Origin of the sequence: Lysinimonas soli, from assembly GCF_042655435.1 — a bacterium.
GTDB classification, from domain to species: domain Bacteria; phylum Actinomycetota; class Actinomycetes; order Actinomycetales; family Microbacteriaceae; genus Lysinimonas; species Lysinimonas soli.
In genome coordinates, this window is record NZ_JBHSMG010000005.1 from 104,829 (window position 1) to 126,681 (window position 21,853).

21 protein-coding genes and 1 tRNA gene are annotated in these 21,853 nt (G+C 68.1%); 9 read left to right on the forward strand and 13 right to left on the reverse strand.

Going from position 1 to position 21,853, the window contains the following annotated elements:
- Nucleotides 1–100: 100 nt before the first annotated feature.
- The 5 genes from ACFPJ4_RS14650 to ACFPJ4_RS14670 all read right to left on the reverse strand — a co-directional run bounded on the left by ACFPJ4_RS14650 (nucleotide 101) and on the right by ACFPJ4_RS14670 (nucleotide 5,687).
- On the reverse strand, nucleotides 101–1,567 hold the full coding sequence (locus tag ACFPJ4_RS14650; protein WP_386741196.1) for an NAD-dependent succinate-semialdehyde dehydrogenase: 1,467 nt from the start codon (nucleotides 1,565–1,567) through the stop codon (nucleotides 101–103).
- Nucleotides 1,564–2,160 carry an isochorismatase family protein gene (locus tag ACFPJ4_RS14655; protein WP_386741197.1) on the reverse strand — a complete coding sequence of 199 codons (597 nt, stop codon included), beginning with the start codon at nucleotides 2,158–2,160 and terminating at the stop codon, nucleotides 1,564–1,566. Before ACFPJ4_RS14655 ends, ACFPJ4_RS14650 begins: the two co-directional genes overlap by 4 nt.
- Before the next feature lie 27 nt (nucleotides 2,161–2,187).
- Nucleotides 2,188–3,690 (reverse strand): D-alanyl-D-alanine carboxypeptidase/D-alanyl-D-alanine-endopeptidase, encoded by a 1,503-nt coding sequence (locus ACFPJ4_RS14660; protein WP_386741198.1) that lies wholly within the window; start codon nucleotides 3,688–3,690, stop codon nucleotides 2,188–2,190.
- A gap of 57 nt (nucleotides 3,691–3,747) precedes the next feature.
- Nucleotides 3,748–4,731, reverse strand: coding sequence for a Gfo/Idh/MocA family protein (locus tag ACFPJ4_RS14665; RefSeq protein ID WP_386741199.1), 984 nt, complete (start codon nucleotides 4,729–4,731; stop codon nucleotides 3,748–3,750).
- 68 nt (nucleotides 4,732–4,799) lie between these two features.
- Nucleotides 4,800–5,687: a hypothetical protein gene (locus ACFPJ4_RS14670; RefSeq protein ID WP_386741200.1), complete on the reverse strand. Its 888-nt coding sequence runs from the start codon at nucleotides 5,685–5,687 to the stop codon at nucleotides 4,800–4,802.
- 297 nt (nucleotides 5,688–5,984) lie between these two features.
- Here ACFPJ4_RS14670 and ACFPJ4_RS14675 point away from each other — a divergent pair, with 297 nt between their 5' ends.
- Entirely contained in the window at nucleotides 5,985–6,602 is a 618-nt protein-coding gene (locus ACFPJ4_RS14675) for a hypothetical protein (protein ID WP_386741201.1), read from the forward strand.
- 42 nt (nucleotides 6,603–6,644) lie between these two features.
- Here ACFPJ4_RS14675 and ACFPJ4_RS14680 read toward each other — a convergent pair whose 3' ends face one another.
- On the reverse strand, nucleotides 6,645–7,010 hold the full coding sequence (locus ACFPJ4_RS14680) for a hypothetical protein (protein WP_386741202.1): 366 nt from the start codon (nucleotides 7,008–7,010) through the stop codon (nucleotides 6,645–6,647).
- On the opposite strand from ACFPJ4_RS14680, the gene ACFPJ4_RS14685 reads away from it, so the two are divergent.
- Nucleotides 7,009–7,668, forward strand: a complete 660-nt coding sequence (locus tag ACFPJ4_RS14685) for an MFS transporter (RefSeq protein WP_386741203.1) — start codon at nucleotides 7,009–7,011, stop codon at nucleotides 7,666–7,668. The genes ACFPJ4_RS14680 and ACFPJ4_RS14685 overlap by 2 nt on opposite strands.
- A 495-nt stretch (nucleotides 7,669–8,163) precedes the next feature.
- Here the strand turns inward: ACFPJ4_RS14685 and ACFPJ4_RS14690 are convergent, their stop codons facing one another.
- Nucleotides 8,164–8,559, reverse strand: coding sequence for a PNPOx family protein (locus tag ACFPJ4_RS14690; protein WP_386741204.1), 396 nt, complete (start codon nucleotides 8,557–8,559; stop codon nucleotides 8,164–8,166).
- Between the two features lie 238 nt (nucleotides 8,560–8,797).
- On the opposite strand from ACFPJ4_RS14690, the gene ACFPJ4_RS14695 reads away from it, so the two are divergent.
- Entirely contained in the window at nucleotides 8,798–9,991 is a 1,194-nt protein-coding gene (locus ACFPJ4_RS14695) for an FAD-binding domain (protein ID WP_386741205.1), read from the forward strand.
- 8 nt (nucleotides 9,992–9,999) lie between these two features.
- Nucleotides 10,000–10,620 carry a TetR/AcrR family transcriptional regulator gene (locus tag ACFPJ4_RS14700; RefSeq protein ID WP_386741206.1) on the forward strand — a complete coding sequence of 207 codons (621 nt, stop codon included), beginning with the start codon at nucleotides 10,000–10,002 and terminating at the stop codon, nucleotides 10,618–10,620.
- Between the two features lie 42 nt (nucleotides 10,621–10,662).
- Here ACFPJ4_RS14700 and ACFPJ4_RS14705 read toward each other — a convergent pair whose 3' ends face one another.
- On the reverse strand, nucleotides 10,663–11,148 hold the full coding sequence (locus tag ACFPJ4_RS14705; protein ID WP_386741207.1) for a MarR family transcriptional regulator: 486 nt from the start codon (nucleotides 11,146–11,148) through the stop codon (nucleotides 10,663–10,665).
- 37 nt (nucleotides 11,149–11,185) lie between these two features.
- On the reverse strand, nucleotides 11,186–11,677 hold the full coding sequence (locus tag ACFPJ4_RS14710) for a nitroreductase family deazaflavin-dependent oxidoreductase (protein WP_386741208.1): 492 nt from the start codon (nucleotides 11,675–11,677) through the stop codon (nucleotides 11,186–11,188).
- 64 nt (nucleotides 11,678–11,741) lie between these two features.
- Here ACFPJ4_RS14710 and ACFPJ4_RS14715 point away from each other — a divergent pair, with 64 nt between their 5' ends.
- The 5 genes from ACFPJ4_RS14715 (at nucleotide 11,742) to ACFPJ4_RS14735 (ending at nucleotide 18,127) form a co-directional block, all read left to right on the forward strand.
- Nucleotides 11,742–12,710 carry a cytochrome c oxidase assembly protein gene (locus ACFPJ4_RS14715; RefSeq protein WP_386741209.1) on the forward strand — a complete coding sequence of 323 codons (969 nt, stop codon included), beginning with the start codon at nucleotides 11,742–11,744 and terminating at the stop codon, nucleotides 12,708–12,710.
- Complete coding sequence (locus ACFPJ4_RS14720) at nucleotides 12,707–13,534, forward strand: cytochrome c biogenesis CcdA family protein (protein ID WP_386741210.1); 828 nt, start codon at nucleotides 12,707–12,709, stop codon at nucleotides 13,532–13,534. The genes ACFPJ4_RS14715 and ACFPJ4_RS14720 overlap by 4 nt, the downstream gene beginning before the upstream one ends.
- Before the next feature lie 19 nt (nucleotides 13,535–13,553).
- Nucleotides 13,554–14,684, forward strand: coding sequence for a redoxin domain-containing protein (locus ACFPJ4_RS14725; RefSeq protein ID WP_386741211.1), 1,131 nt, complete (start codon nucleotides 13,554–13,556; stop codon nucleotides 14,682–14,684).
- A 114-nt stretch (nucleotides 14,685–14,798) separates the two neighbouring features.
- Complete coding sequence (locus ACFPJ4_RS14730; RefSeq protein ID WP_386741212.1) at nucleotides 14,799–16,760, forward strand: chloride channel protein; 1,962 nt, start codon at nucleotides 14,799–14,801, stop codon at nucleotides 16,758–16,760.
- 129 nt (nucleotides 16,761–16,889) lie between these two features.
- Nucleotides 16,890–18,127, forward strand: a protein-coding gene (locus ACFPJ4_RS14735; RefSeq protein ID WP_465262172.1) for an IS3 family transposase whose coding sequence is annotated in 2 segments (ribosomal slippage) — nucleotides 16,890–17,171 and nucleotides 17,174–18,127 — 1,236 coding nt in all. Because the reading frame shifts where the segments join, the coding sequence is not laid out codon by codon here.
- Nucleotides 18,128–18,202: 75 nt separating this feature from the next.
- Here the strand turns inward: ACFPJ4_RS14735 and ACFPJ4_RS14740 are convergent.
- The 4 genes from ACFPJ4_RS14740 to ACFPJ4_RS14755 form a co-directional block, all read right to left on the reverse strand.
- Nucleotides 18,203–18,278: transfer RNA gene (locus ACFPJ4_RS14740), tRNA-Thr, on the reverse strand.
- 119 nt (nucleotides 18,279–18,397) lie between these two features.
- Nucleotides 18,398–19,042 (reverse strand): TetR family transcriptional regulator, encoded by a 645-nt coding sequence (locus ACFPJ4_RS14745; protein ID WP_386741214.1) that lies wholly within the window; start codon nucleotides 19,040–19,042, stop codon nucleotides 18,398–18,400.
- 51 nt (nucleotides 19,043–19,093) lie between these two features.
- Complete coding sequence (locus ACFPJ4_RS14750; protein ID WP_386741215.1) at nucleotides 19,094–20,641, reverse strand: alpha/beta hydrolase; 1,548 nt, start codon at nucleotides 20,639–20,641, stop codon at nucleotides 19,094–19,096.
- The gene (locus tag ACFPJ4_RS14755; protein WP_386741216.1) at nucleotides 20,638–21,798 is read right to left on the reverse strand and encodes a DNA polymerase III subunit delta'; all 1,161 of its coding nucleotides are present in this window, start codon (nucleotides 21,796–21,798) and stop codon (nucleotides 20,638–20,640) included. Before ACFPJ4_RS14755 ends, ACFPJ4_RS14750 begins: the two co-directional genes overlap by 4 nt.
- Nucleotides 21,799–21,853 lie beyond the last annotated feature (55 nt).

Sequence of the window (21,853 nt, forward strand, 5' to 3'; positions counted from 1 at the left end):
GGCGACGCCGCCTAGAACGCGTGCAGGAACACCTTGAGCACGAATCCGACGGCCAGCGCGACGGCGAGCAGCACGCTGACGACCACGAGCAGGCGGGCGATCATGCGAAGGGATCCGGTGTCATGACGTACTTCGTCTCCAGGTATTCGTGGATGCCCTCGAGTCCGCCTTCGCGGCCGAGGCCCGACTGCTTGACCCCGCCGAACGGGGCCGCGGCGTTCGAGATCACTCCGGCGTTGAGTCCCATCATGCCCGTTTCGAGCGCCTCGATCATGCGCTGCCCGCGAGCCAGGTCGCGGGTGTAGACGTACGAGACCAGGCCGTACTCGGTCGCGTTGGCCTTCGCCACGGCATCCGCCTCGTCGGTGAAGGTCGAGATCGCGAGCACCGGCCCGAAGATCTCCTCACGCAGGATGTCGCTGCCCGCGACCACGCCCGTCACGACCGTCGGCCGGTAGAAGGTGCCGGGACCGTCGATCGCCGAGCCCCCCGTGGTCACGGTCGCCCCTCGCTCGACCGCGTCGCCCACCAGAGCGCCGGCCTTGGCGACGGCCTTCTCGTCGATCAGCGGGCCGATCGAGACGCCCTCCTCGGTGCCGCGGCCGATCTTGAGGGCGGCGACGCGCTCGGTGACCCGCGCGGCGAACTCCTCGGCGACCGACTCGTGCACGAGGAAGCGGTTCGCCGCGGTGCAGGCCTCGCCGATGTTGCGGAACTTAGCCTGCATGGCGCCGTCGACCGCCTTGTCGAGGTCGGCATCCTCGAAGACCAGGAACGGCGCGTTGCCGCCGAGTTCCATCGAGGTGCGCAGCACGCCGTCGGCCGCCTTCTTCAGCAGCGCCACGCCGACCGGCGTCGAGCCGGTGAAACTCAGCTTGCGCAGCCGCGGGTCGGCGATGATCGGGTCGGAGACCGCCCCGCTCGTCGAGGTCGTGATGACGTTGAGCACCCCGGCCGGCAGGCCGACCTCGTCGAAGATCTTGGCGAGATAGAGCGTCGTCAGCGGCGTGAGCGCGGCGGGCTTGACCACGACCGTGCAGCCCGCGGCGAGGGCAGGCGCGATCTTGCGGGTCGCCATCGCGAGCGGGAAGTTCCACGGCGTGATGAAGAAGCACGGTCCGACCGGACGCTGCGTCACGATCATCCGGCCGGTTCCCTCGGGGGTCGGCCCGTAGCGGCCGGCGATGCGGGGTGCCTCTTCGGCGAACCAGCGCAGGAACTCGCTGCCGTAGGCGACCTCGCCGCGGGCCTCGCTGAGCGGCTTGCCCATCTCGAGCGTCATGAGCAGCGCGAACTCGTCGGCGCGGTCCTGCACGAGCTGCCAGGCCGCACGCAGCAGCTCGCCGCGCTTGCGCGGCGCCGTGGATGCCCAGCCCGCCTGCGCGGCGACCGCGGCATCCAGCGCGGCAGCCCCGTCGGCCGGTGTCGCGTCGGCGATCGTCTTGAGGGTCGCGCCGGTCGAGGGGTCCGAGACCGTCAGCGCTCGACCCGAGGTCGAATCCACCCACCTGCCCCCGATGAACAGCTTCGCGGGCACCTCGGCCAGCAGTTCGGATTCCGAGATCACGAGAGATCCTTCCCAGTCGACGCTTCGATATCGGCACCGGCATCCGCGAGCTCTCGCAGGGCGGCCGCGCTCGATTCCGAGGCGACCCCGGCGACGAGATCGTCGATCACGCGGACGTGTCGTCCCGCATGCAGCGCATCGAGCGCCGACGCCCGAACGCAGTAGTCGGTGGCGATTCCCACTACGTCGATGTCGGTCACCCCGAGCTTATCGAGCACGGCGGGGAGGCCGAGTCCGTCCTCGGTGGTGCCCTCGAAGATCGAATAGGCAGGTACCCCCTGGCCCTTGCGGATGTGCACGTCGATGAGGTCCGCATCGAGTCCTGGGTCGTACTGTGCGCCGACCGTGCCTGCCACGCAGTGCACCGGCCAGCTGGTCACGAAGTCGGGATCGGATCCGACGGCGAAGTGCCCGCCGTTGTCGCCGCTCGCCTCGTGCCAGTCGCGGGACGCGATGACCGCGTCATAGCGATCCGGATGCGCGCGCAGGTAGTCGGTGATGCCCACCGCGACCGCATCCCCGCCCGCCACCGCGAGCGCGCCGCCCTCGGTGAAGTCGTTCTGCACGTCGATGATGAACAGAGCTCGTGTCATGGGTATGCCCTCATCGGATATCGCGGATCAGTTGTTCGACAGGTTGTCGCCGCAGTTGTACACCGCGACGGTCAGCGTGTCGAGGGCCGCCTTCGCGGTGCTCGAGATGCCGGTGCCGATCGCGTAGAAGGTGAACTCGAGCACCGTTCCGTCGGCCGCCGTGACGGTTCCCGCCAGGCTGTACTCGGTATCGATCCACCCCGTCTTGGCCGCGACCTTGCCGCGCGCAACGGCGTTCGGGCCGGTGAACCTCCCGGCGAGGCTGCCCGTCTGGCCGGCGATCGACAACCCGGCACGCACCAGGTCGAGGTTCGACCCTCCCGCCTGGATCTGCCGGAGCAGTGCGGTCATCGTGGCCGGCGGGACCTGGTTGTTCGCGCTTTCGCCCGAACCGTCGATGATCGTGAGACCGGCGGCTGGGATCGGCGGCGAGAGCCGGCTCAGCGCGCTCGGGATGGCCTGCTGCAGGGACGCCGCCGATCCGTCGAGACCCGAGACCTTCGAGATGTTGCGGGCCAGCATCTCGCCCAAGGTGTTGTCGCTCGGCAGCAGCATCTGCTTGATCAGGGTGCGTACCGGCTGCGACTTCACCTCGCCGAGCGAGGTCGCGCCCGCGGTCGCGCTGCCCGAACTCGTCGTCACCGTGGAGGCCACGACGCCGCCGGTATCGGCGGACTGCAAGGCCGCGACGAAGGCGGCCCCGGCCCGGCCGACCGGGTCGGTGCTGCGCGGGCTGGTCTCGCGTGTCGGGTCGGCGCGGTCGCCGTCCACCTGCAGGGCGGTGACCTCGGACTGGTAACCCTGGGTCTGTTCGGTGCGCTTCCAGCTCGCGTCCCAGCGATCCGCCATGTTCCAGTAGCTCGCGTCGAGCACCACGTTCGTGATCGGGACCCCGGGATGCTTGGTGCCGTACGCCGCGATCACCTGCGCGGCGAGATCCGACAGCTTCGGCGCCCCGGCGTAGACGCCGTCCCGTCCGGAAGGGAGGGCGCTCAGAGTGGCGTCGCCGTGCCCGACCAGCACGATCGTGCCCGGGGTCGACCCGTCGACCACGTCGGTGGCGATCTGGTAGTCCGGGCCGAGCACCACCACCGCCGCGGAGGCGATCAGCAGCTTGAGGGTGCTGGCGGTTCTCGCCGGCGTCGAGGCGCCGTGGTCCCAGAGCGCCTCGCCGTTGTCGAAGCGCACGACGCTGCCGGTGAGGGCCATCAGCCGCGGGTCGGCGGCCGGCCCGGCGACCGAGCAGGTGCGCAGACGACTGGCAGTCGGCAGCGCCGACGGAGTCGGACGCGGCGGAGCAGTAGTCGGCGCCGTCGTCGGCGCCGCCACCGCAACCGGATCGGAGGCGAAGGCCACCCCGGCGAACACGGCCCCGGTGCCGAGCAGGGCGAACACGACTCCCAGCCCCCCGAACAACCAGGCCATCGGGTGCGCTCGGAACAGGGCTCCGATCCCGGTGGGCCGCGGTGGTTCAGCCCCGCCCGCGGTGTCCCGGGCGGCACGACGGGAGATCGGCTGCTCGTCGGTCACCCAGCCATGATAGGCGAGCGCCTCGGCGCAGGGCCGGGCGGCGCCGGCGTCCGCCGCTCACTCTCCGGGGTAGCGCAGCCCGATCTGCCGGCGGATCTCGTCGAGCGTTCCCATGATCGCCACCGACTGCGCGGGGGGCAGCACGGTGCCCGCCAGCTGCCCCGCGGCGACGAGCCGCTCGAGCTCCTCGGCCTGGAACTGCATCCCCCGGCCGGGAACCTCCTGCTCGAAGCGCTCGCGCACGGTGCCGTCCGGTTCGATCAGCGAGAACGCGGTCGGCATGTACCAGGTGCCCTCGATCTCGATCCGCGCCTCGGTGCCGACGATGACCGCGGTGTTGGGGCCGGCGGCATCCAGCACCGTGTGAATGATCGCCTTCTGCCCGCCCGGATACCCGAGCACGATCGCGTCGTTGCCGTCGACTCCGGTGGGGGTCGGGGTCGACAGCGCGTAGACCGACGACGGCGCACCGAACAGGTCCCAGGCGAACGAGATGGGGTAGATTCCGAGGTCGAGCAGCGCGCCGCCACCCAGTTCGGGGTTCTGCAGGCGGTGCTCGGGGTCGGTCGGAAGCTTCTGGTCATGGTCGGCGATCAGGGCGCGCATCTCGCCGAGGGCACCGGCGGCGACGAGTTCGCGGATGCGCACCATGTGCGGCATCCATCGGGTCCACATCGCCTCGAGCACCACGAGCCCCTTGGCTGCGGCGAGCTCGACGACGGCGGCCGCCTCGCCCGCGTTGACCGTGAACGCCTTCTCGACGAGCACGTGCTTGCCCGCCTCGAGCGCGAGGGTCGCGTTCGCGGCGTGGAATGGGTGCGGCGTCCCGACGTAGACCACGTCGACCTCGGGGTCGGCGACGAGTGCCTCATAGCTCGGATGCGCGGTGGCGATCCCGTGCTGGGCCGCGAAGGCATCCGCGCCGGCCTGGGATCGGGAACCCACCGCCGTGACGGTGTGGCCGGTGAGAAGGAGGTCGGAGGTCATCGCTCGGGAGATGAACCCGGTGCCGAGGATGCCCCAGCGCAGTCGGTCGCTCATGACTGCCAAGTTAGCCGATCGGGACGCGCGGGCTGAGAACCGCGCGCCCCGCCGGTGCTACCGCCGCTCTAGCATCCACCCCAGCGCGCCGCGGCGCGGGTGAAGCTCGAGGGCTCGTTCGGAATGCCGCCATGGCTCATGGCGAAGTAGATGCAGACGCCCGCGGTGCTGCCCGAGTAGCTCGGACGGTAGAGCGAGAGCCGGTGCTCGAGGGAGTTCCACCACTTGGTGGCGACCGTCGCGCCCGTGTTGCCGGAGCCGCCGGCGAGGTTGCCGTCGCAGCCGCGCGACGGGACGCCGTCGCTGCGCACCGAGCCCATGTGGCCCCACGCGCTGCTCGGGTCGGTGCTCGGGTCCTCGGCCATCCAGAACAGACGCTGCTCCATGCAGGAGTCGTAGCGGAAGTTGCCGGCCGGGATGGCGTCCAGGCAATTCTGGGCACGGATCGCGTTGAACGTCGACGAAAACGACTGGATGTCGGCGGTCGTGGTGCCCGTGATCATGCCCTGGCCGAGCGAGTCGGCGACGCCGGGAGCGCTGCCGCCTCCGCTGCCCTGAGCCGGGCAGGCCTGGCCCGCGGCCTGGCGCTGCGCACGCCGTGTGGCGACGCCACCGTCTCCGCCCTTGCGCCCCGAGGTCGGTGGTGCGACCACGACGGGCTTCGGCACCGGCTTCTGCGCGACGTGCTCGGAATCGGTGGTGAGCGCCGCGGTCGGCTGGATGACCGACACGACCGTCGCGGTCGGAACGCTGACGGCCGACACGGCCTGCGCCGCGTTCACCTGGGTCACCGCCCCGCTCGCGATGGGCGACGTCGCGGCGACGGGCAACCCGGCGAACGAGGCCTCTGACGCGAGCGCGGGCGTCAGGAACGATGGGCCGCCTCCGCCGACGAACGGCAGAGCCAACACGAACACCGTCGCGAAGACGGTCCCCAATACAACGGTACGTTTCATGGTCTAGTCCCCCCGGACCAAGCTCAGCTCGACCCCCTCCCCCCGGAGCGGTGCCGTGCCCCGAAAGCTACGCCCTCGATGGGGTGGAGGCAAGGCGGTCGGGCCCGATTTCGGCGGTTCTGGCCCCCGCGCGGGGGGCGAAACCGGGCATTCTTCCCCCGGAATGGGGGCGATTCGCTCCCCGCGGGCACCCGAATCGGGGCGTCCCAGCCCGCTCGGAGGTCGTTCTTGGTAGCCTGGGGGCCTGACTCGCCTCCGGGCATGCCGACTCCGTGCCGGCATAGGACACGCAGCCATATGACTTTTCATCCCACCCGCGTCGTCATCGGCGCCGCCATCACGGCGTTCTCACTCGCCGCCGTGCTCGCCGTGGCCCCGCCGAAGCAGCCCGACCAGCTGCAGGCCTACATGTCGATGCATGCGCAGAAGCTGTCGGTCTCAGTGACCGCCGAACCGACCGCGGTCGCACGCGACGACTACACGGCGACGGCCGGGATCGAGTCACTGGTGCAGAGCGGCACCAACTACGACTGGGCCAAGCTCGTGCTGCTCGACGGCGGGTTCCCGATCACCGAGGGCAACGTCACGGTGATGACCCGCTGGATGCGTCAGGAGAACGGCGCCCAGGACTGGTGGAACCGCAACAACCCGCTCAACAACGGCCTCGGCTCGGGCGGCGGCGGCGGGACCGGCACCTACCCGAACCTGCAAGTCGCGGCCCAGTACCTCGCGATGAACCTGCGACGCCCGATGTTCTCGTCGATCGCCGCCCAACTCGAGGCCTCGACCTCGACCACAGCGACGGAGTCGGCGATCTGGGCCTCGGGCTGGGCGACCAGCCACTATGCGAATGGCGCCCACTGGCACTACACGCCGGTCGACGTCGTCAAGGCGCCGGCGAGCGCCTGGGGCTGATCCGGCGCAGACGGCGCCGCGAGCGCCTGAGGCCGACGTCGCCTACTCGGGCTCGGCGTCGCGAAGGGCGGCAACGAGGTAGCGCTTGAGGGCGTCACGCTTGTCGGTTCGACGCGCAGCGGATGGCGCGGCTCCCACTCGATCGTCGAAGGCGCTCATCGTGAGCGCGCCGACCGAGAACAAGTAGGCCCATTCGTGGAACCTCGCCGGCTTGTGGGGCAGTGCGGCGCGGATGGCTTGGGTGAACCCCTCGGCGATCGGCTCGAAGAGTGCACGGATCTCAGGCCGCGTTCCGCTGGAAGGATCAGTGACCTCACGCAAGATCAATTGCGCGGAGGCATAGCCGTCTTCTGACTCATGCAGGTCGAGAACGGGATCGACGAAAGCGGTGACGATCGCCCGGACCATGCAGAAGATCAACCCCAGGTGGACGATGGGGCTCGGATTCCTGCTGTTCGCTGTCGGGGACATCTGGATGTCCACGATCTCGGCACGCGATACGTCCATCGCCGTGATCGTCGCACCACTGCTCATCGTCGGGATCGGATTCGCGTTCTCGATCTCCTCGCTGACCGGCGTCGCCGTCAACACGGTGCCGAACCACTTTGCGGGGATGGCGAGCGGAACGACGAGTCTGTTGCGGGACTTCGGGTTCACGCTCGGGCCGGCTGTCATCGGATCGATCGCGCTCAGCCGGGCCGCCGCGGAAATCCAGAGCAAGGTCGCGTCGACTCCCGCGCTGCAGAAAGCGCTCGAGGCGTTCAACGCCGCACCCGCGCATGCACCTGCCGCGGAGAAGCCCGCTCTCGAAGCTGCCGTCGGTGCGGTCAACTCGGGACCGTTGGGCGCGAACGGAGTGCCCGCAACCGTCAAGCTGCCCACCGGACAGACCGTGCCGTTCAACCCGCTCCACGATGTCGCATTCACGGCACTCGATCGGGCATATGCCCTCGGCTACCTGGTCTGTGGGCTGTCAGCCTTGTTCGCCGCGCTGCTCGTGATGCTCGCGTTAGGGGGCACGACTCACAACACCCAGCTCTCCGCCGAATCGCTGGCCGAGGGCTAGACCGCCCTGGAGTGGGGCGGCCACGATCCCGCCCCCACTCCAGCTCCCTATTGCCGATCACGCCACAGCTGAAGCGCATCCCGCGCGAGAGCTGATCGAGGCGGCCGCCCCCGACCCCGCGCCACTAACCTCGCGCCGTGAGAGGCGCACCGCCTGGCTGCTGATCGACGCGATGCGAGCCGCGAACCTGGGAAACGCGGCGGGACAGCAGACGGTCAGATCCCCGAGATCTCGGCCTTCTTCAGTGGAGCCACCTGAGAGAATCGAACTCTCGACCTATTCATTACGAGTGCTCCGGCTGGGACGAGATCCCCCGTTTCATGCGTTCCTGGGATGCCATGGAACCGTGAAAAGGGCGTGGTTTTCGATGCGGGGGGACGCCGGGGGGACACGGCGCCAAGGTCATCAGTTGAACCGCAACCGATCGACTCATTTCCTCGCAGCCCGACAGTCGAGGAAACGATCCGTGTCTGACAACAGATGCTTCTTTGTCCATTAGCCGACAAGCAGCTTCACGAAGTGGGTGCGTTTGAGCACCTTGAGCACCCTCCTCTGGAACGGCGTGAACGCGGCCATGCCCTCGGCGGTCGTCATCGGCCCGAGCCCGACGATCCTCGTGGTCACGCCGTCATGCACGATCTCGCCGCCGTTGGCCGCAACCAGATTCCGGTACCAGTCGACCTCGGGACCGTAGGTCAGCTCACAGACAAAGCCGCCTTCGATCGGCCGCGCGAGGATCGGGGTCTCGAAGGTCTTTCCGCTCTTGCGGCCCACAGTTCGCACAATCGAGAAGTGCCCGCTGCCTCGGCGGGCCATGCGGCCGGTCAGTCGGTTCAGGCTGTGCTTGATCGTGAACAGCCAACCGCGGCGGAGCATCGACCCGAGACTCATGCAAACAGCCTGGCACGGTGCGGCACGTTCACGTTCCGGCGGGGCGTTGCCCGCTCGGCGCGGGGACGACCAGCACGGGAATCGGCGAGAACTCGAGGATGCGGAACGTGCGCGATGTTTCAATACCGAACTGAGATGGGGATCTGCGCAAGGCCTGCCTCTCCGAGCCTTGATCCGTGCGCCCTCGCGTGTCAATCTTAGACCAGTGGTCTAACTGCTAGTCGAAAGAAGGTGTGGCATGCGGATATTGATTGTCGGGGCTGGGATCGGTGGGCCGACTCTGGCGTACTGGCTCCTGCGATCCGGTCATCAACCGACTCTGATCGAGAGCGCGCCCCGCCTGCGCGAGGGCGGGTATCTGGTGGACTTCTGGGGCGCCGGCTTCGACGTCGCCCAGCGGATGGGGATCGTTCCCGAACTCATGGAGAAGGGCTACCGGCCCCGCGAACTCCGCGAGGTCAAGGCCGACGGGCGAGTTGTCGTCGCCCTCGATCCGCGCCAGATGATCGACGACGCGGCCGGAGGCGTCGCCGGACGATACGTCACTGTCGCCCGCACCGACTTGGCCTCGGCGATCTACGACGCCGCACAGGGCCAAGTCGAGACGATCTTCGGGCAGACCGTGAACCTGATCCGCGACGACGGGACGCGTGTGCAGGTGGAGTTCACCGGCGGCGAGACGAGAGAGTTCGACCTGGTGATCGGGGCGGATGGTCTGCACTCGCGCGTGCGCCGCACCGTGTTCGGACCGGACGCCGACTATCAACGCGATCTCGGCCTGGTGGTCGCCGCCTTCGACGTGGACGGCTATGAGCCGCGCGACGAGATGGTCGCCGTCTCCGACACCGAAGTCGGATTCCAGTCGTTGCGGTTCGCCCGACGCGACGGCGCGACCATGCTGATATTCACCGTCCGCTACGACGGCGAGGTCCCAGAGGAGGATCCCGCGGCGCAGCAGGAACTCCTCCGCGGGCTCCTGGCCGGAGCCGGCGGCGAGGTCCCCGCGATGCTGGCTCGGATGCCGGAGGCGCGCACGTTCTACTTCGACCGTGCCAGCCAGATCCGGATGCCGTCCTGGTCGCACGGACGAGTCGCCCTCATCGGAGACGCGGCCGCCTGCCCCTCGCTTCTGGCGGGTCAGGGCTCGGCACTGGCGATGGTGGAGGCGTATGAGCTGGCGGCGGAGTTGCGGCGCTCGGGCGGCGACCACCTGGCGGCCTTCGTCGGCTACCACCAGCGACTCGCTCCCCTGGTCCTCGCGAAGCAGAACGCCGCCATCGGCCTGGGCGCCGCGTTCGCCCCCCGCAACCGAGCCCAACTGCTCCTGCGCGACACCGCGATGCGGATGATGACCGTGCGATCGATCTCCCGCCTCATCATGCGGCGCAGCCTTCGCGACCCGATCCAGATCTCCCCTGTGCCGACCGGTTGAATAGCTTCATGGTCCGCCCCCGCTTTCACAAGCTCGCCGTCGCGAGACAGGAACACATCCTGAACGCCGCTCTCAGCGAGTTCGCCGCACACGGCTTCGCCGACGCATCCCTCAACCGGATCATCGATGCCGCGGGAATCTCCAAGGGCTCGATGTACTACTACTTCGACGGCAAGGAAGACCTCTACACGCATGTGATCCGCGACCGGCTGGAACGCCTGCTGGGTGGCGCCGGCCCATTCCCTGTGCCGCCGGCCGGCACTCCCGATGAGTTCTGGTCTTCTCTCACCGAGCTTTACCTGCGGCTCATGAAAGTCCTACTGACCTCTCCGGAGGTCGCCGCGCTGCTGCGCGGATGGCTGTCCGGCGGCGGCGCGCCCTCGGTGAGCACGGCCCAGCAGGAGGCCGAGCAGGCCACGCTCCCGTGGTTGCTTGGAACCCTCGCCGTCGGTCAAGAGATCGGAGCCGTACGCACCGACCTCCCCACGGACCTCCTGCTCGCCCTGGTCATGTCGCTCGGACAGGTCATCGACATCTGGCTGATCCGTCAGCCACCCGCTTCCGCAGACCTCGACCGCACCGTGCGAACGCTCATCGACGTCATCCGCCGGGCGGTCGCACCTGACTGAACCGACGACCACAGCTCGCGACGATCGAGGCAGCGGTGCTGATCAGATCCCTAGTATCAACAGGTCGGTCGCGGACGGCTCCCCCGCCGCGAGGGCGAACACCTCGAACCCGCGCCGTACCGCGCGACGCTGTGCCGGGTCCAGTTCACTGAGGATCGTCGCGAGTTCACGCTGACGACGATGGGTGACGTGGTCGACGAGTTGCGCACCATGCGCGGTGAGATCGATGAGGACCTCCCGGCGACTCTCGAGTCGGGACTTCCTCTGGATCCAGCCGCCCTCCACCATCCGGTCGACGAAGCGGCTGAAGGTCGAGGGGTTGATGTTCATCCGCTCGGCGAGCGCTCCCATCCTCAGAGGACCCGCGGTGCGGAGCACGACAAGCACCCGGAATTGCGGAAGCGTCACGACGTCGAGCGCTTCGGCGATCGACCGTGCGACGACCCCGAGCAACGCACGCGACGCGACCAGGGTGGCCTCAACATCCGCGTCGGTCGACTGCTGCTCACCTGAAGGCGCTGTCGTCATTGACACCCTCCCCATGATCGTGCAAGACGATTCCAGCCTATGGGTGCCGACGGTCGGCAAGGTCGAGCACGACGATGCGAATGTCGGGGTTCACGACGCCCTGCGCGATCGCCATGGCCCCACGCAGATGACGCCATGCCGACGGATGGCGTGCCCCATAGCCGACGAGCTGGCTTCGTGACTCCTTCTCGTCGAGAAAGGTGGGCACCGCTCGTCGGGCTCGAAGTCCCGTCAGCGTGACAAATGCGATGCCGTTCGCCACGAGGTTGCGGTACCACTGGGCCGACACCCCGAATCCGGATGCGATGACGACTCGATCCGGCGCCGGGCGATCGACGACCTCGAGGACCACGAAGCGACGTCGACCGGACGCGCGGCCTCGGTGCTCGAGCAGCAGAAGGCGGCCTCCTCCGATCGCGCCGAGACCGATGCGGAACACGGGCACGAGGGCTCGGACCACCCACCGGGTCTGGAGCAGTCGAGCTGCCATCCGATCGGCCAGCGAGCCGCCTTGCTCAGCGGTATGCATACATGCAACTATTGCAGTAATGCACGTGATGGCGCCACCCTCCCCCCACGGCTCCGGCCCCCACATGTCGGGCTCGATGTGGATGCCGACCGAGCCGCCGAGTTTGGCGCGGCTGATCGGCATCCACCTTCAACCCGTCCCCGTCGTCCCCGCGATCGCCATCGCACTGCTCGCTCTGTACGCGCTGGGCGTGGTCGTGCTGGCTCGGCGCGGCGACCGTTGGCCGGTCTCGAGGGTCGTCTGGTGGTGCGCCGGCGTGATCTCGATACTGGCGGTGACGGCGACCGGGCTGGACGGCTACGGGATGGAGCTGTTCAGCGTCCACATGGTCCAGCACATGGTGCTCGGGATGCTGACGCCGCTGCTGCTGGTGATGGGGGCTCCCGTCACGCTCCTGCTGCGTTCGCTCTCGGGCGGTTCGCGACGTCAGGCGATCCGCAGATCTGTGCTCGTCGTCCTGCACTCGCGGGTGATGCGGACGCTGACGCACCCTCTCGTCATCGTCACGCTCTTCCTCTTCAGCCTCTACGGCTTGTACTTCACCCCGGTGTTCGACGCTCTGATGTCCACGATGTGGGGCCACAATCTGATGCTGCTCCACTTTGCGGCCGTCGGCGGCCTCTACTTCTGGGGTGTACTGGGGATCGACCCGGCGCCTCGCCCACGGCGCGAGATCGTCTCCGCACCCCTGCGCCGCGTGCTCGAGCTGACGGTCACTCTCCCCTTCCACGCATTCTTTGGTGTGGCGGTCATGATGTCGACGACGCTGATCGTCGGCTTCTACGCGCACCCGATCGCAGGCTGGGGGATCCGGCCGTTGGCCGACCAGCAGACCGGCGGGGGGATCGCCTGGGCCTTCACCGAGATCCCCACCCTTGCGGTGCTCGGCATCCTCTTCTGGCGGGCGCAGCGCTCGGAGGCGCGGATGAACGCGCGAGTAGAGGCGCGAGCAAGGACCCGAGCGGATGACGAGCTCGGTGCCTACAACGCCTACCTCTCCCAGCTGTCATCACCCGGTGGAGGGTCGGAGTGATTCAGTACGCCCTTCTCGTGGGCATGCTCGCCAGCCTCAATCCGTGTGGCGCGCCGCTGCTGCCCGCGTACCTGGGGCTGTTCTCGATGTCCGGCGACGACGAGCCGACGATCCACCGTGTTCACCGCGGCGTACAGGCAGGTTCGACGATGAGTCTGGGATTTCTCGCCGTGTTCGTCGCCGTCGGGCTGCCGCTGTCGGCAATGGCTGCCGCGATCAGCGCGATCGGACCGGGAGCGATCGGGGTGCTCGGCATCGCCGTCATCGCCGTCGCCGTGCTCGGGCTGCGCGGTCGGGCGCTGCCCCTTCCCGGTCGATGGCTGAGGTTCCGCGGGGGACGCGGCACGGTCGCGATGTTCACGTTCGGCGCGCTTTACGCACTCGGGTCCCTCGGCTGCGAGCTGCCGCTGTTCCTCGCCGCAACTGGCGTGGCCTCGACGCGCGATGCCGTGACTGCGGTTGCCGCTACCATCGCCTACGGCGTCGGGATGGGCCTGATGGTCACGACTCTCAGCGTCATCGTCGCCCTCGTCGGCCGCAGCAGACGACTCCGGCTCCCAACACTCTGGGTCCGCCGGGCGGGGGCCGCCGTCGCCTTGGCGTCCGGGATCTACCTGCTGATCTTCGCGGCAGCGAAGATCTGGATGCCCTCGCTTGCGGCCACGCTGAACGCGCCTATTGTGCAAGGCGAAGCCGGAGTCCAGCAGGCCATGTCCCTGTCGCCTCTGTGGTGGGCGACCGCATTCGCCGCGGTGATCGTCGCGGTCGCCGGCGTCACCGCTGCCGCTGCCGCGATCCGGGATCGAGGTCGTCGACATGTCTGAACGACGATCCCGACCCCGAGTGCGAGTAGCGCCCTGGGTCTTCGCCGCCGCGGGAGGCGTCCTGGTCGTGGGCGTCCTGATCGCAGCCGCGCTGGGCGGCGCACCCGCTCCGTCCTTCGGCGCCGGCCTGTCGGAGGCGGACTCATCACTCGTCGAGCTTCAACAGACCTCGGCGCCGGCGCCGGACTTCTCATTGACCGATCAAAACGGGCATCACGTCGACCTGACCGAATTCCGCGGGCGACCCGTGGTGCTCACCTTCAACGACGACGAATGCACCGACCTGTGCACCCTGCTCGCCCAGGACGTGATCGCCGCCGACCAGGACCTGGGCGCCGACGCCTCCAAGATCGCCTTCGTGTCGATCAACGCCAACCCCTTCCACACCGCGGTCGCCGACGTCCGCGGGTGGACTCGGCAACACGCCCTGGGTACGCTGCACAACTGGTATTACGGCACCGCATCGCGCGCCGGCCTCGCCGACATCGCGAAGCGCTACGGCTGCGACATCGAGGCCGACGCCGCCACGGGGACCGTGTCGCACTGCACCACCATCTACTTCATCGATCCCAGCGGGCAGGAACGCGCCATCGGGGGATTCGGGTCGGACTCCGCCAACACGAGGCCGTTCGCACGGGCCATGGCGCAGATGGCTGCGGACCTGGCCACCAGCACCATTCACGTCGCCGGCTCGCCGCTCGCGAACCCGGCAGGGCGGGGAACAGCCCTCGGGGACCGCGCCCCGTCGCTCACACTTCCCGAGCTGAGTGGGGATCCCTCGCCTCCCAGCCAAGGCGGCTACCGGGTGATCGACTTCTGGTCGAGTACCTGCTCCGCCTGCCGAACCGAACTCCCCGCCCTGGAGCGCGAGCACGTCGCGCTCGGGAGCGCTGTGGACTTCATCGGCGTGGACGTCGACGACACGGCCTCGGCCGGACGGTCATTCACCGCGGCGGTCGGCGCTACGTTCCGATCGCTTCGAGATCCCGACGGCAGCACAGCCGGCACCTGGCAGGTGACCGGGCTCCCCTATCTGGTCATCGTCGACCCCCAGGGCAAGATCGTCGTCCGGCACCCCGGCGCGATGACCCAAGAACAGCTGGATTACATCCTCCGAGATCTCGACGTCGAGCTGGCACCTGCCTCGTAACCCCGACCACCATCTGCCGGTACGAAACCACGCCCCGCGGCCAACCGCCGCTACTGATCCCCTGCCTGACCCCAGGCGCACAACATGCCGCATCACGGCGACAGAGGAACGACCATGACAAACAGCACAGCACGACCCCGCGCCCGGTGGGTTCTCTCGATCACCGACCGGATCGCGGGCGGCCTGCGAGGCTCCCGCTTCGGACTGTTCGGGATCGCCGTCGCCGTGGGCGTCGCATCCGGCATCGGGGCGGTCGTCTTCAGAAACCTGATCTCCTTCCTCACCTGGCTTGTCACCGGCCAGTCCGAGTTCGGGCAGGACGGGTATGTCGGCAGTTCGCATCTGCCGTGGTTGGGGCTCGGCTTCTTCGTTCTCGTTCCGGTCGTCGGCGGCGTCATCTACGGGCCGTTGGTCTACCGATTCGCACGTGAGGCCCGCGGGCACGGCGTGCCCGAAGTGATGATCGCGGTCGCCGAGAACGGCGGCCGCATTCGACCCCAGGTTGCTGTCGTCAAGGCACTCGCCTCCGCCCTGACCATCGCCACCGGCGGATCGGTGGGGCGGGAGGGCCCGATCGTGCAGATCGGTTCTGCTCTGGCCTCCGGCCTGGGGCAGTGGATTCGGATGCCCGAGAATCGCATGCGCATCCTTGTCGCCTGCGGCGCGGGGGGAGGCATCGCCGCCACATTCAACGCACCGATCACCGGGGTCTTCTTCGGCGCCGAGATCATCTTGCGCGAGCTCTCTGTCGAGGCGATGTTCGCGGTCATGCTGTCGGCGATGGTCGCCGATGCGGTGGCCATCCCCTTTCTCGGAGATCACCCCTTCCTCACCGGCTTCCCCTCCGGAATCACGCTGCACAATCCGAGCAACTACCTGCTGATCGCCGTGCTTGCCGTGCTCGCGGCGCTCATCGGCCTCCTGTTCAAGACCGTCCTCTACAAGATGGAAGATCTCTGGGACCTGATCTGGAAAGGCCGCCCCGAGTGGGCTCGTCCCGCTGTCGGCGGCCTGGTGCTCGGCCTCCTCCTCTTGGCACTGCCCCAGATGTACGGGGTCGGGTATCCGGTGATGTTCAAAGCCATCGCCGGCGACTACACCCTCTGGTTCCTCCTGATCCTGGTGGTAGGCAAGATGCTGGCAACCAGTCTCACTCTCGGTATCGGCGGATCGGGAGGGATCTTCGCGCCGTCCCTGTTCATCGGCGTCACCTCCGGAATGGCATTCGGCGTCACGGTCGACAAGTTGTTCGGACCCGCAGCAGGCAACCCAGCCCTCTACGCCGCCGTCGCCATGGGCGCCGTGTTCACCTCGGCCGCGCGCGCACCACTGACCTCGCTCGCCAGCGTCGTCGAGATGACCGGCGACTTCACCCTGACCCTGCCGGTGATGCTGTCCGTCGCCATCGCCACCGCGGTCTCGCGGGGTCTGAGCTATGGCACGATCTACACCACGAAGCTGTTGCGCCGCGGGCAGGACATCGATCGTGCGGCACCCTGGCGAGCCTTCGCCGACCTGAAGGCCTCGGAAGCGATGAGACCGCTCGGGACTCGGCTGGATCTCGACCTCGCCCACCCAGGTGAAACCCCCGAACCCCTCGCTCTTCGCGGTCGAGTCCGGGTCAGCCACGATCCCCAAGCGGTGTTCGCCACAGAACCGCTGGTCGACGTTCTCCGCCAGGTCCGCGAGTACGGACGGGATGGACTCCCCGTCCTTTCCGAGGATGGCCGCCACATCGAAGGCTGGATCACAGATCAATCCGTGCTCGAGAAAGTGACTGAAGAACTCGGGGCTCCCGAATCACAGCCTGAACCCGATGAGGCGGCCGAAGCCACCATCGCACCGGCATCAGAGCGGGGCCAGCGCCCCTCCACGCCCCTTACCGGCTACCTCATCGCGGAGCTGACGCTGGCGGCGGATGCGCCCGAGATCGGTCAGAGACTCGGTGCCGTCGCTTGGCCAGACGACCACATCCCGGTGTCGTTCGTGCGTGGAAATCGAATCGGAGTCCCGGACGCCGACATCGTGCTGAAAGCAGGCGACAGAGTCAACCTACTCGCCCGCAGCGGTCGCTGAAGGACACCCGCCTCGCCGCTCTCCAAGCGACACCAAGGTCAACGACTGGTCGAGCCCAGCCAGACAACTGCCGTCTCCCCACGTGATTCGCCCTGGGTTTGGTTCCGCTTCGTTTAGGAGGATGGAGCTATGCCACGTCAGTATCCGCCGGAGTTCAGGCGGCGCGCGTTGCGGCTGTTGAACGAGGCCCCGCCCGATTACGAGACGGAGTTCGAAGCGATCCGTCAGGTCGCGTCCACGCTCGGTGTGAGCACTGAGGCGCTGCGCAAGTGGCGCCGGTCGTCGGAGATCGATGCGGGTGAGCGGCCCGGGATGACTACTCTCGAGCATGCCGAGTTGCGGCGGTTGAAGAAGGAGAACGCGGAGCTGCGGCGCGCGAACGAGATCTTGAAGGCTGCGTCGGCTTTTTTCGCCGCGGAACTCGACCGCCCCACGGCGAGATGATCGCTTTCATCGATCTGGTGAAGGACCGTTTCGGGGTCGAGGCCACCTGCCGTGTGCTGAACACGACGGACAGTGGGTTCATCACGGCTCGCGGCTATCGCGCGGCGAAGACGCGCCCGCCGTCAGCGAGGCGCCGCTCGGACGAGCTGCTCGGGACCGAGATCGCCCGGCTGCACAAGGCGAACTACGGCGTCTACGGGGTCCGGAAGATGCACCGCGCCATGTTGCGGAAAGGATGGTTGCTCGGCCGGGATCAAACCGGCCGAATCATGCGGGATCTGGGCCTTCGCGGTGTGAAACGGGGCACGAAGGTGTTCACCACCCACGCAGATCCGGCCGGCATGCGGCCCACCGATCTGGTGGAGCGGCGTTTCGTTGCCGACGCTCCTTGCCGGCTCTGGGTCGCGGACATCACCTACGTCCGCACCTGGTCCGGGTTCGCCTACGTCGCGTTCGTCACCGATGTGTTCTCCCGCAAGATCGTGGGCTTCAACGTCGCCTCGACCCTGAAAGCGGACATCCTGCCGTTGCAGGCCCTCGACATGGCGGCATTCGCTGCCGGCGGGGACCTGACCGGGCTGACGCACCACTCCGACCACGGATCGAACTACATGTCGCTGGTCTACACGGATCGGATCGTCGAACTCAGCGCGACCCCCTCGACCGGAACCGTCGGCGACAGCTACGACAACGCTCTCGCCGAGGCCGTCAACGGTCTCTACAAGACCGAACTGATCCGCCGCCGCGGCCCCTGGCGAACCGTCGAACAGGTCGAACTCGCGACGCTGGAATGGGTCTGGTGGTGGAACAACGAACGCCTCCACGGCGAACTGAACTACCGCACCCCAGAAGAAGTCGAGGCGCAGCACTACGCTGACCTCGAATCACCGAGCCTGGCAACCGCCAGCCACGGAAAACCCTAGGAACCAAACCCAGGGAGAATCACCCATCACCCGAATGCCAAACGGCACCAATCAGGCGACGTAACACATCTTCAGTGGAGCCACCTGAGAGAATCGAACTCTCGACCTATTCATTACGAGTGAATCGCTCTACCAACTGAGCTAAGGCGGCGGGAGCCGAACGGATCGGCGCCGGGGAAAAGCATAACCGATCGGCGCATATCCGATTGGCGCGGCGAAGATGCCGTGCGGTCCGAGCGGTTGCCGGATGCCGCGCAGGCCCGGCCCGGCTCAGCGCGGGACGAGCGTGCCGAGCACGACGTGCAGCTCGTCGAACGAGTCGCGCAGCCGCTCGAGCATCGAGTCGCCGTCGCTCGCGCTTTCGGCCCAGCGGCGCCAGGCGTGGTGCACCGCCGCCAACCCGACCATCATGGTCAACTGCGCCCGGCTGTGCAGCCGTTCCGGATCGAGGGCCAGGCTCGGGTCGTCGTGCGCGAGGCGGCGTTGCACGACCGAGACCAGCTGCTCTTCGAAGGCACGGAACGACTGCATCCGCATTGCCGACAACTCGGGATGCGTCGAGACCACGCTCTTGCGCAAACGGATCAGCTCGAGGTCGCTGAAGGCCAGCTCGGCGGTCGACATGAACATCGTGCCGAGATCGCGGATGACATCGCCCGTGCCTCTGGAGACGAACTGCTCGATCGCCTCATCGGAAGGCAACGTGGGACCCTCGCCGACCAGCGCCTCCTCTTTGGAGGGGAAGTAGTTGAAGAAGGTTCGCGGCGAGATATCGGCCACGCGGCTGATCTCATCGACGGTGACGTTCTCGAGTCCACGTTCGGCCACGAGGCGCAGGGCCGCCACGAGGATCGCACGACGGGTCGCCAGGCGCTTGCGCTCACGCAGCCCGGGTTCGGTCGCGACATCCGTCATGGTTCTATTGTTGCATGGACTGCAAGTTTCTGCCGCGTCATCCGGTGGCGGTCAGCACTCGGGATCCTTCGAGGGCACGGTTCCCTTGACGAAGTAGTCGTCGACGGTGTTGTTGACGCACGAATTCGACTTGTTGTAGGCCGTGTGGCCCTCTCCGTGGTAGGTGACGAGGTGGCCGCGGTCGAGTTCACCCGCCAGGTTCTTGGCCCACACGTACGGCGTCGCCGGGTCGTTCGTCGTGCCCACCACGAGGATGTCGCCCGAGCCCTTCGCCTCGATCGGACCACGTACCCGGGTGGACTGGAACGGCCACTTCGCGCAGCTGGTGCCGCCGTAGGCCATCCGCGGGCCGAAGATCGGCGCATCCTTCGCGAGCTGAGCGGCCTCGGTGCGCATCGACGCGATCGAGCTGTCGCTCGCGTAGTCGAGACAGTTGATCGAGACGAACGCCTCGGTCGAGTTCGAGTTGTACGAGCCGTTCTGCGACCGGTCGTTGTAGCTGTCGGCCAGTGCGAACGCCGTCGTCGTGACGCCCTTGCGCACCTCGCTGAAGAGCGTGTTCAGGTAGGGCCAGTTGTCTTTGCTGTACAGCGGCAGGATGATCGCCACGAACATCGTGTTGGCGCCGAGCAGGCGTCCGTCGGAGTTGCGCAGCGGGCTGGCCTCCAGCTGATCGAGGATCTGGCCGGTCTCGGTCATCGCCTGATCGACGGTGCCGTGGAACGGACAGTCCTTCTGCCCGATGCAGTTCTTCAGGTAGGCGCGGAAGGCGCTCTCGAAGCCCTTCGCCTGCACGTCGGTCACCTCGAAGTCGGTCGTCGCGGGGTCGAGCGCGCCGTCGAGCACGAGGCGTCCAGTCTTCGTCGGGTACAGCTCGGCGTAGGTGGCGCCGAGGAAGGTGCCGTAGGAGTAGCCGAGGTAGTTGAGCTTCGTGTCGCCGAGTACGGCGCGCAGCAGGTCGAGGTCGCGCGCGGCGCTCACGGTGTCGACGTACTGGAGCAACGCGCCCGTGCCCTTCAGGCAGTCGGCGCCGAACGCCGCGTTCTCCTGCTCGAGGTTGGCGATCCAGGCATCCGACCCCACCTGCCCCGGCACGATGTCGTAGTTGTAGTGGTCGAGCACGGTGGCACCGCCGCAGTTGACGGCGCTCGACCGCCCGACGCCGCGCGGGTCGAAGCCGACGATGTCGTAGTTGGCCTGCAGGGTCTTGTCGGTGGCGTAGTCGAGGTTGTCGCGAACGAAGTCGACACCCGATGCCCCCGGGCCGCCCGGGTTCACGAGCAGAGATCCCAGCTTGGTCCCGGTGGCCTGCTTGCGGATCAGCGCCAGCTTGATCGAGGCCTGCCCCGGGGTCTTCCAGGTCATCGGCGCGGTCACCGTGGCGCACTGGAAGCTGCCGGAACAGCTCTTCCACGTCAGCACCTGCGAATAGAACGACTGGAGGTCGGCGGCCACCTTCTCGCCCGTCGGGGTCGACGTCGAACTCGTCGCTGTCGGGGCGCGGAACCACGAGACGCACCCGCTGAGCAGCAGGGTCACGACCGCGACGGTCGCGACGGCGCCGATCAGGCGACGGGTGGGGCGGGAGGAGCGGATCACGGGCGGTCCCTTCCGGACGGGGTGCTGAGAGTCTCGGGGGTGCGCACGGCGCTCACGAGTACGGCTTCCAGCGCGAGCGCGGGCGCCACGTTGCCCTCGATGCGCAGTCGCGCTTCGGTGATCGCGTCGAGCGTGCTCAGGGTGCGCGCCGGAGTCGCGGCGCGGGCGGCGGCAGCGAGCTCGGAGTAGATCGCGAGGTTCACCGGTTCGACCTCGACCCCGAGCTGCAGCATCAGGATGTCGCGGTACAGCGACAGCAAATCGACCAGGATGCGGTCCAGCCCATCGCGCAGGCTGCGCGTCGCGCGCCGCTTCTGGTCGTCTTCGAGGTTGCGCAGTTGCGCGCGGAGCGCCGGGGGGATCGTTCCTCCCGGGTCGATTCCGAGTGAGCGCAGCGCGCTCTCGCGCTCCTCGGCATCGCGTTCCTCGGTGATCGCCTTCGCGTCGTCGCCCGCCACCTCGAGCAACTCGGCCGCGGCGAGCACGGCCCCCGAGACCGACCGGATGCCGAGCGCCAGCTCGAGCGTGCGCTTGCGTCGCGCGCGGGCCTGCTCGTTCGTGGCAAGCCGGTGGGCCATGCCGATGTGGGACTGCGCCTCGCGGGCCGCACGGGTGGCCTCGGGCAGGCTGACCCCGTCGCGCCGCGAGATGAGCGCGGCGACGTCGTCGACACTCGGGACCCGCAGCCGCACGCTGCGCACGCGGGAGCGGATGGTGGGGATCAGATCCGCCTCGCTCGGGGCGCACAGGATCCACACGGTGCGCGGCGGCGGCTCCTCGAGGGCCTTGAGGAGCACGTTCGAGGTGCGCTCCGTCATCCGGTCGGCGTCTTCGATCACCATGACCCGATAGCGGCCGACCGACGGAGAGAACTGGCTCGACGCGACGAGCTGACGCACCTCGTCGATCGAGATGAGCACGCGTTCCGTGCTCAGCACCCCGAGATCCGGATGCGTGCGCGCCACCACCTGCGCCTCGGTCGCCTGCTCGTCGCCGGGCCTGGCCAGCAGGGCGGCCGCGAACGCGTAGGCCAGCGTCGAGCGTCCGGAGCCGGGCGGCCCCGTGATGAGCCAGGAATGGGTCAGGCCGTCGCCCTCGGCCGCCGCGCGCATCGTCGAGATCGCCTCGGTCTGCCCGATCAGGTCGTCCCAACTCATCGCCGGCTGTGTCCCTTTCTGTGCCGCCGCCTCCGCGGCGCAGACGCTCCACGGG

Coding starts and splice junctions, on each gene's coding strand:
- ACFPJ4_RS14665 (WP_386741199.1), bottom strand. CDS start 4,731: ATGAGCGACCGACTGCGCTGGGGCATCCTCGGCACCGGGTTCATCTCC.
- ACFPJ4_RS14705 (WP_386741207.1), bottom strand. CDS start 11,148: ATGACGACAGCGCCTTCAGGTGAGCAGCAGTCGACCGACGCGGATGTT.
- ACFPJ4_RS14655 (WP_386741197.1), bottom strand. CDS start 2,160: ATGACACGAGCTCTGTTCATCATCGACGTGCAGAACGACTTCACCGAG.
- ACFPJ4_RS14695 (WP_386741205.1), top strand. CDS start 8,798: ATGCGGATATTGATTGTCGGGGCTGGGATCGGTGGGCCGACTCTGGCG.
- ACFPJ4_RS14680 (WP_386741202.1), bottom strand. CDS start 7,010: ATGGTCCGGGCGATCGTCACCGCTTTCGTCGATCCCGTTCTCGACCTG.
- ACFPJ4_RS14715 (WP_386741209.1), top strand. CDS start 11,742: ATGTCGGGCTCGATGTGGATGCCGACCGAGCCGCCGAGTTTGGCGCGG.
- ACFPJ4_RS14685 (WP_386741203.1), top strand. CDS start 7,009: ATGCAGAAGATCAACCCCAGGTGGACGATGGGGCTCGGATTCCTGCTG.
- ACFPJ4_RS14675 (WP_386741201.1), top strand. CDS start 5,985: ATGACTTTTCATCCCACCCGCGTCGTCATCGGCGCCGCCATCACGGCG.
- ACFPJ4_RS14730 (WP_386741212.1), top strand. CDS start 14,799: ATGACAAACAGCACAGCACGACCCCGCGCCCGGTGGGTTCTCTCGATC.
- ACFPJ4_RS14670 (WP_386741200.1), bottom strand. CDS start 5,687: ATGAAACGTACCGTTGTATTGGGGACCGTCTTCGCGACGGTGTTCGTG.
- ACFPJ4_RS14700 (WP_386741206.1), top strand. CDS start 10,000: ATGGTCCGCCCCCGCTTTCACAAGCTCGCCGTCGCGAGACAGGAACAC.
- ACFPJ4_RS14755 (WP_386741216.1), bottom strand. CDS start 21,798: ATGAGTTGGGACGACCTGATCGGGCAGACCGAGGCGATCTCGACGATG.
- ACFPJ4_RS14710 (WP_386741208.1), bottom strand. CDS start 11,677: ATGCATACCGCTGAGCAAGGCGGCTCGCTGGCCGATCGGATGGCAGCT.
- ACFPJ4_RS14745 (WP_386741214.1), bottom strand. CDS start 19,042: ATGACGGATGTCGCGACCGAACCCGGGCTGCGTGAGCGCAAGCGCCTG.
- ACFPJ4_RS14690 (WP_386741204.1), bottom strand. CDS start 8,559: ATGAGTCTCGGGTCGATGCTCCGCCGCGGTTGGCTGTTCACGATCAAG.